At 59.6% G+C, this 11556-nt stretch carries 10 protein-coding genes; 7 read left to right on the top strand and 3 right to left on the bottom strand.

The window, feature by feature from the left end:
* Positions 1 to 20 precede the first annotated feature (20 nt).
* Both ASG64_RS07070 and ASG64_RS07065 read right to left on the bottom strand, forming a co-directional pair.
* The gene (locus tag ASG64_RS07070) at positions 21 to 569 is read right to left on the bottom strand and encodes an acyltransferase (RefSeq protein WP_056071477.1); all 549 of its coding nucleotides are present in this window, start codon (positions 567 to 569) and stop codon (positions 21 to 23) included.
* Positions 566 to 1561 (bottom strand): GDP-mannose 4,6-dehydratase, encoded by a 996-nt coding sequence (locus tag ASG64_RS07065; RefSeq protein WP_056072860.1) that lies wholly within the window; start codon positions 1559 to 1561, stop codon positions 566 to 568. The genes ASG64_RS07070 and ASG64_RS07065 overlap by 4 nt, the downstream gene beginning before the upstream one ends.
* 213 nt (positions 1562 to 1774) lie before the next feature.
* On the opposite strand from ASG64_RS07065, the gene ASG64_RS07060 reads away from it, so the two are divergent.
* Positions 1775 to 3085 (top strand): polysaccharide biosynthesis tyrosine autokinase, encoded by a 1311-nt coding sequence (locus tag ASG64_RS07060; RefSeq protein ID WP_056071474.1) that lies wholly within the window; start codon positions 1775 to 1777, stop codon positions 3083 to 3085.
* Positions 3086 to 3092: 7 nt separating this feature from the next.
* On the opposite strand, the gene ASG64_RS07055 is transcribed toward ASG64_RS07060, so the two are convergent.
* Complete coding sequence (locus ASG64_RS07055; protein ID WP_056071471.1) at positions 3093 to 3689, bottom strand: acyltransferase; 597 nt, start codon at positions 3687 to 3689, stop codon at positions 3093 to 3095.
* A gap of 254 nt (positions 3690 to 3943) precedes the next feature.
* On the opposite strand from ASG64_RS07055, the gene ASG64_RS07050 reads away from it, so the two are divergent.
* From ASG64_RS07050 to ASG64_RS07040, 6 genes are all read left to right on the top strand, one after another.
* Positions 3944 to 5017, top strand: coding sequence for a glycosyltransferase (locus ASG64_RS07050; protein WP_056071468.1), 1074 nt, complete (start codon positions 3944 to 3946; stop codon positions 5015 to 5017).
* Positions 5014 to 6027 (top strand): GDP-mannose 4,6-dehydratase, encoded by a 1014-nt coding sequence (locus tag ASG64_RS07045; RefSeq protein ID WP_056071465.1) that lies wholly within the window; start codon positions 5014 to 5016, stop codon positions 6025 to 6027. Before ASG64_RS07050 ends, ASG64_RS07045 begins: the two co-directional genes overlap by 4 nt.
* A gap of 1277 nt (positions 6028 to 7304) precedes the next feature.
* Positions 7305 to 8039: a hypothetical protein gene (locus ASG64_RS21520; RefSeq protein WP_156388279.1), complete on the top strand. Its 735-nt coding sequence runs from the start codon at positions 7305 to 7307 to the stop codon at positions 8037 to 8039.
* The gene (locus ASG64_RS21515) at positions 8036 to 9397 is read left to right on the top strand and encodes an oligosaccharide repeat unit polymerase (protein ID WP_156388278.1); all 1362 of its coding nucleotides are present in this window, start codon (positions 8036 to 8038) and stop codon (positions 9395 to 9397) included. The genes ASG64_RS21520 and ASG64_RS21515 overlap by 4 nt, the downstream gene beginning before the upstream one ends.
* Positions 9397 to 10497, top strand: a complete 1101-nt coding sequence (locus tag ASG64_RS21175) for a polysaccharide pyruvyl transferase family protein (protein WP_082518174.1) — start codon at positions 9397 to 9399, stop codon at positions 10495 to 10497. The genes ASG64_RS21515 and ASG64_RS21175 overlap by 1 nt, the downstream gene beginning before the upstream one ends.
* On the top strand, positions 10494 to 11552 hold the full coding sequence (locus ASG64_RS07040; RefSeq protein ID WP_082518172.1) for a nitroreductase family protein: 1059 nt from the start codon (positions 10494 to 10496) through the stop codon (positions 11550 to 11552). The genes ASG64_RS21175 and ASG64_RS07040 overlap by 4 nt, the downstream gene beginning before the upstream one ends.
* Positions 11553 to 11556: the final 4 nt, after the last annotated feature.

Below are 11556 nucleotides of genomic sequence, written 5' to 3'. Positions count from 1 at the left end.
TGCGGCGGTTTGGTGGGGGATCAGTAGAGAAGAGGACGGAACGTGGGGTGGTAGTCGAGGGCGGACGTCCGCTTGCCGAGGGCCGTCGCAGGAATGCCGGCGGCGATCTCCATCTCGGCGACATCCCGTCGCACCAGTGACGACGCTCCGATGACGGCGCCGGCACCGATCTCGACGTCCCGCAAGACGGTGGCGCGACTGGCGATCCACACGTGGTGTCCGACGTGGACAGGCCCGAGCCGTACCGCGAAATCGTCACTGTCGACGTCGTGGTCTCCAGTGATGATGTGAACGTCGGAGGCGATCACCACGTCGTCGTCGATCAGCAACCCGCCACGGGCGTCGAGAAGAACGGACGAGCCGATGGAGACGTTGTTCCCGATGACCAGCCGCCGGAGCCCGAGCACGGTGGACCCCAGCATGATGGAGGACCCCGTTCCGATAGTGGCGCCGAAGAAGCGGAGCCAGCCCTGTCGGACCGTGTGGGAGGGGATGTTGGTGATCAGGAAGTTGAAGACACGCTCGCCGAGCTGTTCCTTGCGCGTGCTCGAGTAGGTCGCCGTGTTCACAGTCCACCCGCTGCGCGCTTGGACTGATCGTCGATGTCGTGTCGCACCATCATGCGGACCAGTTCGTCGAAGCCGACCTTGGGCCGCCACCCCAGTGTCTCTCGCGCTTTGGTGGAGTCACCGATGAGCTCGTCCACTTCCGCCGGCCGCATGAAGGCGGGGTCGATCTCGACCCGGTCGTTCCAGTCGGAGATGCCGATCTCGTCGAAGGCGATGTCGAGAAGGTCGCGGATGGAGTGGGTCACGCCGGTGGAGATGACGTAGTCGTCCGCGTGATCGTGTTGCAGCATCAACCACATCGCCTCGACGTAGTCCCCGGCGAAACCCCAGTCCCGCTTCGCATCCAGGTTTCCCAGAGCGATCGTGTCCTGAAGTCCGAGCTTCATGCGCGCTACTGCCTGCGAAACCTTCCTGGTGACGAATTCCGGTCCCCGGCGCGGTGATTCATGATTGAACAGCACGCCGGAACTGGCATGCATCCCGTACGACTCGCGGTAATTGATGGTCATGTAGTGGCCGTAGACCTTGGCGACGCCGTAGGGGGAGCGCGGCCACAGCAGAGTCGACTCGCTCTGGGGCACTTCCTGGACCTTGCCGAACATCTCGGAGCTCGACGCTTGGTAGAACCGGACGTCACGTCCCGAGCTGTCCTGAAAGAAGCGCACTGCCTCGAGAATGTTCAGCACGCCGCCGCCGGTGACGTCACTGGTGAGCCTGGCGTTCTCCCACGAGTAGGCGACGAAGGAGATGGCGCCCAGGTTGTAGACCTCGTCCGGCTTGGCATGGGCCACAGCGCGAATGAGGCTGACGAGGTCGAGAAGGTTCCCGCTGATGATCTCGACGTAGGGGTGAGTGATGCGGAGTTGATCCGCCTTGGGGTTGTTCTGCCCGGCCACCAGACCGAACACGTCGTATCCCTTACCGTGCAGCAGTTCGGCGAGATACATGCCGTCCTGGCCGGTGATGCCTGTGATGAGAGCCCGCTTGGTCAACACACACCTTCGTTCGCTATTCGTACTGCCTATTTGCACCCCGACAAACAGGGCGATCACTCGGTTGCGAGAGCCATTCTGTCTCGGAGCGGGTCGTGGCGGTGACAATTCTCGGGTGCCGTTGTTGCACTGCGCATTCATCCGATGCACGCATACTATGAGCAAACATTCCCGGCCACAATCGCTGGGCCCATTCCGCGGGGAGACCGGGTCATGGACATACGGGAGTATTTCGCAGCCTGGCGTACCTACTGGGTCACGGTCGCGCTGTGCGCCCTGTTGGCGGTCGGCGCTGCTGCCGGGGCGTCCGCACTGTCCTCGCCGACCTACGTCGCGACAGCACGGTTGTTCATCTCCACCACGGGTGCGGGCTCGATCAGCGACGCGTACCAGGGGAGTCTGTTCTCGACGGGACGCGTCGCCTCCTATGCGGGACTGGCGGTGGGCAAGCAGGTGGCCGAGCGAGCCATCGACGAACTCGGGTTGACCATCTCGCCCGAAGAAGTGATGTCCAGGGTCACCGCGACGGCGGTGACGGGGTCGGTGCTGCTCGACGTCACGGTCACCGACACCGACCCCGTCTCGGCACGTGACCTCGCCAATTCGATCGCGTCTCAGACGAGTCAGCTGGTGCAGGAATTGGAGACGTCGAAGACAGGTGGGACGCCGTCCGCCACGGCCACGGTGGCGGGCGTCGCGGATCTGCCCGCTGCTCCGTCCACCCCGCGATGGGGTCGCAACCTGGTGTTCGGGCTGTTCGGCGGGCTGGTGCTCGGTCTCGCGGCGGCAGTGGGGCGGTCGGCGTTGGACTCGACGGTGCGGACGGACGACGACATCGAGGCGGCGGCCGGTGTGCCGGTGCTGGGCATCATCCCGCGCCAGAAGAAGTCGTCCGCCGAGTCGCTCCTCGTGGGGCCGGCGTATCCGGCCACGGCGGAGGCGTTCCGAGAGATCAGAACGGTGATCCTCGCGTCGAAGACGACGACTCCTCACCGGACCATCGTGATCGCTGCGCCTGCAGCGGGGACAGGCTCGACTACCGTGGCGACAGGGTTGTCGGTGGTGCTGGCGGAGACCGGCAGGTCGGTCGCACTTGTCGACGCTGACTTCCGCGGCGGGAAGATACCGACCCTGTTCGGAATGGGGCCGGGGCGGGGACTGAGCGAACTACTCTCCGGCAAGGCATCTTTGGACGACGTAGTGGTTCCGACCGACCTGGACAACCTCAGCATCATCGGAACCGGCGCAGCCAAGGAGTCGTCCAGCGCGCTGTTCGGTCGCGTGACGATGACCGAGATGGTCAAGCAACTTCACGAGTACTTCGAATTCGTGGTGATCGACGCACCGCCGGTGATGTGCTCCGCCGACGCGGCCGTCCTGGCGGGTGTCGCCGACGGCGTCCTTCTGGTGGCTCAGCTCGGGTCGACGACATCGGGCGATCTGAGACATTCGGTCGGCAAGCTGGGTCTCTCGGGTGTGCACGTGCTCGGCTGCGTCGGCAACAGTCACCGTCGACGCCGGTAGCCGTCACTCACGTCAGAATCGGCGGTGCTGCCGGGTGGTAGTCCAGTGTCGAGTTGCGTACGCCTATCGGACGAGCAGGGACGCCGGCGACGATACTCATCGACCCCACGTCGTCCCGAACCAGGGTTGCCGCTCCGACCACGGCACCTGCGCCTATCCGCACACCGACCACGATCATGCATCGATTCGCGATCCACACATGGTGGTCGATGACGATGGGGCAGTACGTGGTTCCGAAGTCGTCCGAGTCGACCACATGTTGGCCGCTGATCATCTGCACATGGGAGCCGATGGTGACGTCGTCGCCGATGGTCACCTGTCCACGGGCATCGAGCAGGCAGCGGGATCCGATGGAGCAGTTGTCGCCGATGACGAGGGACCGCAGTCCCAGCACGCGAGTGTTCAGTTCGATCGACGTGCCACGTCCGATCGAGGCCCCGAACCCCCGCAACCACGCCAGTCTGACCCAGCGTGACGGGATCCTGGTGATGACCACGTTGTACAGCCGCTCGCCGAGCTGCTCGCGTGCGCCGGTCTTCACTCGCGAGACCCACTGCTTCGGCTGTGCGGCCGTCTGCCCGCTCGCAGAGTTCGGTGCCACCATGTGCTCACTATGGCACGACGCAGGCTTCGCGTCCTGTTTCGAACAACGACACCGGGATTGACAAAACGTGCAGAACGACTCCTTCGCGGGCAGGTAGCAGTCCGATCGATCAGAACGAGGAATCGTTTTCTTTTGTAAGAATCAAAACGGCCGGAAGCGTCATTGTTCGGGGTGCAGCAAATGGTCATGGGCGTTATGTTCTGTGGGCACGCGGGCCGGGAGCGCGGCACCACCCCACGACGAAAAGGTGCTGGATGAAGATCGTGCACGTGTCGGAAGCGTTCGGCGGTGGGTTGCGTAGCGCCATCGTCAACTACGTGCGCGGAGCCGACACTCACGAGCACCATCTATTCGTCAGAACCCGTGTGGGACATGAAACCTTCGATGTTCCCGATACCGCGACGGTCACCACGTTCGACGGCGAACTCATGGGCTTCCTACGGGACGCACGCAGGTTCATTCTCGACAACGACTTCGACATCGTGCACCTGCACTCGAGTTATGCCGGCCTGCTGCGGGCGATGCTGCCGGCGGGAACACGCATCGTCTACTCACCGCACTGCTACGCCATGGAAGAGGGGCATCCGCCCGTCAAGAGACTCACGTACTGGGCGGTGGAACGGTTTCTCGCCGGCAGGGAGCAGATGTTGATGGCCGTGAGCCCTCGGGAGCTGGCCATCGGCCACGAATTGCGTCCCGGCATGCCCAGCCGCGAGGTTCCCAACACCGTGACCCCGATGGCGCTGGTCGTCGACCGCCCGCCACCCTCCGCCCGACCGATCGTCGCGATGCTCGGACGCATCGCAGACCAGAAGGACCCGCACTTCTTCGCCGAGGTGGCCGAGGTAGTCGGACCGTCGTGCGAGTTCGTGTGGATCGGCTCCGGTGACGAGGGCCGTGAGTGCCTCGAACGAGCCGGTGTGCGCATCACCGGGTGGATCGAGCCGGCCGAGGTGCGCACACTGGTCCAGGCCGCGAGCCTGTATCTACACACGGCGGCGTGGGAGGGCGCGCCCCTGTCCACACTCGAGGCAGCAGAGATGGGATGCCCGATACTCAGCCGTGCGATTCCCAGCATGGTGTCCCTCAACTACCCGCTGGCAGGAACCACACCCGTCGAGATGGCGATCGCGGTGCGGCGCTTTTTCGCCGACCCCGACTACAACGAGTCCGTCCGTGCCCAATCCGTCGAGGTGGCAAAGTCGTTCGACTTCGCGTTGATGGCCGGGCGGTTGACCGAGGCCTACGACTTCGCCAGGTCCAGGTTGGGCAACGGCACGAACGGCGTCCCGAATCGGAAGAAGCTGGACGGCATACTGACCCCATGAGCACCGACGCGACGTCCACACCACCTGTCGCGATGATCACCGGCGTAGGTGGACAGGACGGGACTTACCTGGCCGAGCTCCTGGTGTCGAAGGGATGGAACGTCCACGGCATCACCCGCCCGGACGACAACGCACCGCCGATCCTCCAGTATCTCGACGGTGTGACCGTCCGGTACCAGGACATCGCAGACCCCACAGCTACTGCCGCGGCCGTCCGGGAGATCGCACCCGACTATGTGTTCCATCTGGCCGGCATTTCGTCGGTGTGGCAGTCGTGGCAGGACCCGGTGACCACGACCCGAGTCAACGGAGTGTCGGCTGCGGCACTTCTGGATGCTTGTCTGCAGCAGCAGGAGGAGTCGGGCAAGAAGGTCATGGTGGTGAACGCGTCGTCGGCCGAGATCTTTGCCGGATCATCGCAGTCGCCCCAGACCGAGGAGACTCCGATCAAGCCGACCTCGCCGTACGGTGCGTCGAAGGCGCTCTCTCACAACTTGGTCCAGATCTATCGAGCTCGTGGCCTCGAGGGCACGAACGCGATCCTCTACAACCACGAGTCACCCCGCCGGCCGACCACCTTCGTGACCCGGAAGATCACGTCGGCTGTGGCAGCAATCGCCGCCGGCAAGCAGGACACCCTCACCCTCGGCGACACAAGCATCCGTCGGGACTGGGGCTGGGCCCCGGACTACGTCGACGCTATGTTCAGGATGGCGATGCACGGTAAGGGCGACGATTTCATCGTGGCGACGGGGGAGGCGCGGTCGATCATGGACTTCGTCGCCGCTGCGTTCGACGCGGCCGGAATCTCGGACTGGCAAGGTTTGGTGCAGTCGAACGCGTCGCTGACCAGGCCTGTCGATTCCGCAGTGAGTATCGGCAACCCCTCAAAGGCACGGTTTGAGCTGAAGTGGCATCACTCGGCAAATTTCGATGCCATCGTCGCGTCAATGGTCCAGTACGACCGTGCACTCGTCGATGCCGGGTTCGAAGTCGTGCGTGGAACGTAGACACCAACGGGACGCCCGATGTCCCATTGATCAGACGGTGGCAGTTGGAAATTCTTTGGACACTCCATGCACTAAAAGTTAAGGACAGATTACCATTCCGAAAATTAGCGACGGAAAAGGAGCGTGGACCTTACCGAACTTAACGTTCAGTCGTAAGCGAGCTGTCCAGAGCGATGGCTAACCCGTGAGGCTCCCCTTCAGCGGCATTCGCGGAAACAGAACGGCCGATGAGTTGTTGCGACTGTCGCAAGCTCGGAGTTTGCTCGCAGACTCGTTTGAGATGCGTGTTCGCACCAGCAAGCCGTCTTGTGTGATTCGCCCCACTCTTTGTTCACGGCGCCGCACGGGGCCTTTCTGGAGACTTCACTTTGAGAAATATTGGAAGCACCAGCTAACCGGGCCGCTTCAGCATAGCGGTTGTCTGCATCAGCGGATGACGACGCCAGCCACACGGCAGCTGAACGGTAAGCGGGCGGCAGGAAGCCAGCTCGAAGCCACTTTCGCGACGGCGACGCCTACCACCCGCGCACCTGCCATGTGACCAGTCCGAGGGAGCAAACTGGGGAGCTGGTCGCAACTGGTGCACTCAAATTGAGGTTTCGACGATTGCATCGGTCCGAACCAGTCAATCGCCGAATCGACACCCCTCATCGAGAGCGTGCAATCGTCCGAGTCGCCTCGGGGCGGGTTCGACCGTATTCTTACGCAGTCCGATGCAACAGTGGCCCGGCGGGAGGTCGAAATCGTAGTCGTACAGGGCTTGCCGAGTGACGTCGAACTGACTGACGAACATTCACCGGGAGCGAAGCTACTTGCTGGGGCCATCGGCGGCCGAACAGGACCGAAAGATCGCGGAAGATTGTGAGTGCTCCTTGCATCGTCTCGGGTACGTATTTTTGAGTCACAGTTACTTCGATGGCGGGGTGCGGGTTGGCAGCCATCATCTCTCGGAGAGGATCGCGAAAGCGGAGCAGGAGGCGGTTGTCCTTCATGCCTCAACACCAGTTTCCTCCCTACAAGCTAGGGTGCGTCACGAGACGGATACTCGCCGATATTCTGCATCTGCTTCCGGGCCGGTGAACAGAGGTCATGTACTTGATCTCGTGCCAAGACAGGTATGGCCGCCCAAGTTTGGTGTGCGAGGGCAAACCGCGACCTGGGTTTCCTCCACGCTTTCTGCGCATGACGTATCGAGTGTTGTAGTCCTCGTCGATCAGCCCTTGTTTTCCGCTACCGCACGTCGAATAGCGAGGGACTACGGCTCAAGAAGCTTGATCGTGTATCGCCCGACAGATATTCACCCGAGCGGTGCCCTCGCTAGAGCAGAGCGGCGCGTTGTGGGTATAGCGGACGCAATTGTAGCTACATCACGTTTCACACTGGATACGGTAGTCGAGCAGACGAAACCGAGATCTGCTGTAGCTAAATTTGTCTTGGAGAATGGAGTGGACGCCAACCTATTTGAATCATCAGGTACCGCAATGCCTTGGAAAGACCGTCGCGGCTTCGTTTACGTTGGTGCCATCGACACAAGATTCGATTGGAATGCCGTAATTTCGATCGCCGAAACGTATCCGAATGAGCCGGTGACACTGGTCGGCCCCTTAACAACTCATAGAGCGAACCTCCCGTCTAATATCGCCTGCGTGGGCGCGAAGCCATATCTCGACACGCCGAAACTACTCTCACAGGCACGAGTCGGCCTCTTGCCGTTCAACTCGAACACCCTGAATGCCGGCCGCAGTCCGATGAAATTCTATGAGTATCTGTCAGCTGGCCTCGCAGTAGCGGGAACACGCACAACCGAATTGAGCACACGTAACGCACCGCTGACATGGCTCTGGGAAGGTGAGTCAGATATTGCCCTACAAGCCGGTCGTGCACTGGCTGGCAACTGGACCGCAGCGGGCGTCGCACATGCGAGGGAATTCGACTGGGACACTCGTGCAGATCAATTAAAATCGATACTGCGTCCTTTAGTTGAATCAAAGATAGGCGGGGGCATCAGGTGACCGATTCGTACGACATGCAGAACGCACCCAAAAAGCTTGTATTCCGAAGCTACTGGTGGATGAATCCGCTTTGGGTCATTGCCGTCTTACTCCCCATTATTGTCCTATACGCCTACCGATCAACTCCGCAGCAATATGCATTGTGGCGCGTGCAAAAGTTTATAGACCTCGACACCGTGACTGTGATGGCGCTTGGTTTGATAGCGATGGCGCTCGGATTTGCATTCTTGGCTCTTGTCAAAGCTCCGAAGGCGCCTAAAGAAGTGTCGCTTTCATGGACTTTGCTGCACTCTCTTAATCGAATCAGCACCGTAGCTTTCGGGCTTCTCCTGATGTCATACGCGGTTTGGGGTGTGCTCGCGGTCAGAGGCGGGCTGAGCAGCGCAGATATAGAAGCTGTGCTCGGATTTCAGAGAGGTGCCGTCTCCGGGGTCAAGGATCGCGCGGCGCCCGTAGGCGGCCTCACGTCTTTTACCCAATTGGGTCCCGCAATCATTGTCCTAGAAGTTCTGCTACTGCGGTCATCGATAAGAAGTACACGTCGCATTATTTTGACGGTTGTGTTCCTCGCTGCAGTCAGAGCGCTTTTCTATGGTGAGCGCCTTGCTCTAATTGAAGTTCTTCTTCCACTCGCATTCATTACTATGGCACTTCCGAAACACCCGAGATCCATCTGGAGGACTAGCCTCGGAAAATGGGCACCAGCAGCAGCTCTGCCTATTCTGTGGGCCATCTTTGCAGTTTTTGAATATGGAAGAAGCTGGGCTTCCTATAAGAACTCGTTCGACGGTAGCTATGCGGAATTCGTAACACAACGGCTCAGCGGCTACTATGCTACGTCTGTCAACAATAGCGCTCTGTTCTATGATTTTTATCCGAAAGTGAATACTGAACCGCTGTATTCTTTCGCGTCGGTATGGGATGCACCTTTACTATCTTCTATTTTAGGAACTCCAGAGATTGGATCGCTTGGCGTCAGAACATGGTGGCGGTGGACCCTTACATCCGAAGCCAATCCCGAATTCAACAACCCTGGATCGTTCGCGGTGACAGCTGCGGAACTAGGACTGATGCAAATGTTCGTTTACTGGTTGATCGGTGGATTTGCGATAGCAATTGTGTATCGCTCTTTTCGAACGGGATCGATATTCGGACTGGTTGCATTGCCGATTTGTTACGTGGGATTGATTGAACTGCCTCGAATTATTTACTGGATGCAAGGCCGGTTCACGGCCACGATTCTCGTGCTCATCGTAATAGCATACGTCGTTAAGCGGGAATCACATGCGACCGAGAGATTTTTTAAGCCAGAATCTCGTAGGGCCACCTCGGCCAAAGACAAGAAAGTGTCTCAATAATGAGTATCGACATTCGGGGCGTCAATACCCACAACAAAGGCGCCCACTTGATGTTGGTGGCCATCGTCAATCAACTTGACGCTGACATGTTGCCGGCCACTAGTCCGAACGGTTCGTCGTTTGAGGATCGCGCGGCGCTGGGACTACGCCAGACTGTTTTGCTTGATCAAGCAGCAAGACTTTCAGCACTGGGGGGATCGCTGCTGCCGAAGCGTGGGACTGAGCTTTTCGGGATGACGCGAATGATAGATCTAACAGGCGTGTTAGATGCGTCTGGCTTCGCATATTCTGACGCATTCGGTCCGCTGCGCGCTCGGCGAGAAGCGTCGTTAGTGCCGCTGTGGCGTCGAAACGGGACCCCTAGAGTGTTCCTTCCGCAGGCCTTCGGACCTTTCCGTGACCCTACGACGGCAAAGTACAGTCGGAAACTCCTGCAGCAAGCAGACCTCGTTTACGCACGCGACCAAGTTAGTATGCAGTATCTCATAGACCTAGGACTGCGTTCTAGCCGACTTCGTTTGTGCCCCGACTTTACGGTGCTTGAGGCCGGCACCGCTCCCCGGCAGTTGCCGGCTGGTCCATTCGGCGTTCTCGTCCCAAATTCGAAGCTTGTCACGCACGGCACGAGGTCGATGAGCGATTACATTCGTACATCGCGACAAGTACTTGGTACATTGGCACGATTAGGGCTCCGGCCGGTCGTCGCGCCACATGAGTCGACGGACATTAACCTGGCCAAACAGATTGTTGAAGGGTCCAACGCGGAGGTGTACTGGACTTCCGATCCACTTGAGATCAAGGGCTTTCTGGGTGCGGCGGAGATTGTTGTCGGCAGCCGCTTCCACGCGTTGGTAGGTTCGCTCTCCTCTGGACGCCCAACCGTTGGCCTCGGTTGGTCCCACAAGTACGCAGAATTGTTTGCAGATTACGGCGTAAGACATTGGGTGGCGCATGACGGCGAGGATCTAAATGAGTATGTGACAAACGTGTTAAGCGACAAAAGTGGTGCTGAAAACTTGAGGCTTCGCGGAGCGGAGATCAAGAAATCTGTGGCTGAAATGTGGCTGCAGGTCCACCGCACTTTGGGGAGTTCTTCATGAAGGTTGTCATTAAGCGTGGGGTGAAGCGACTGCTTCCCAGGGATGTCGGCGAACGGGCAGCCCAAGCCGAGCAGATTATGCGTCGGTGGTACTTTGACGACGGGTATCGGTTAACGCGTCTCTTGTACACCCGTGGACCTAAGAGTTACCGTCGGGAAAAAGCGGCGTTTCACGCAGGCGCCAGGAAATATTACCGAGAATCAGCAACTGCGAAGCAGAAATTCGAACTGCGTAGGCACGTTCATATGATCGAAAAGGGCTTGTGTATGCGCCCGCGCAGGCAAACTTTTGCAGCCTCGTACATCGAGGCCACTGTAAGGGCCTTCGTGAACCTGTCTCCGGTGCTCGACATAGAGGAGCGAGAATGGATCGGCTCCGTACTTGCTACCTATGCCGACGCAACTGAATTGAGTGACGACAGTCGCGTCAAGCGTGCAGTCGGTAGTGTGACGTCTTCAGGCCTGCTGGAGGCGAATGGTGGCGAAAGCGCACCGTACCCAGTCGGTCACCAGAAGTCGCCGTTCGATCAGACCGACCTTGAAACACTCGCTAGCCAGAGGACGTCTGTTAGATGGTTTACGCCGGAAAGGGTGCCCCGGGAAGTAGTTGACGTGGGTGTAGCGACTGCGCTCCAGGCCCCAACCGCGTGCAACCGGGTCCCGTGGCATGTGAGAATCTTCGATGATGCCGACAGCGCGCAGAAAGTCGCCGCGTTGGCTATGGGAACCGCAGGATATCTAGACAGCGTGAGAAATGTTGCCGTCTTCGTCGGAGACCAGTCAGCGTACTTCGATGAGCGGGACAGGCATCTCATCTATATAGACGCATCGTTGGCGTCGATGAGCTTTGTGTTGTCTCTTCAAGCCGCCGGCGTATCCAGCTGTTGCATTAATTGGCCGGACATTCCGAAACGCGAATCGAAAATGGCCGAACTGCTGGGGTTAGAGGCGTACGAACGGGTGATTATGCTGGTGGCCTTCGGGTATGCAGACCCGACCGGATTGACCCCATATTCTGGGAAAAAGTCGTTGGATGCGACACGGTCTTATGGCTGAGGCG

The organism is Rhodococcus sp. Leaf247 (genome assembly GCF_001426185.1).
Taxonomy (GTDB): Bacteria; Actinomycetota; Actinomycetes; order Mycobacteriales; family Mycobacteriaceae; genus Rhodococcoides.
The sequence above is the reverse complement of the archived record's forward strand: the minus strand, read 5'-3'. Positions and strand labels throughout refer to the sequence as shown.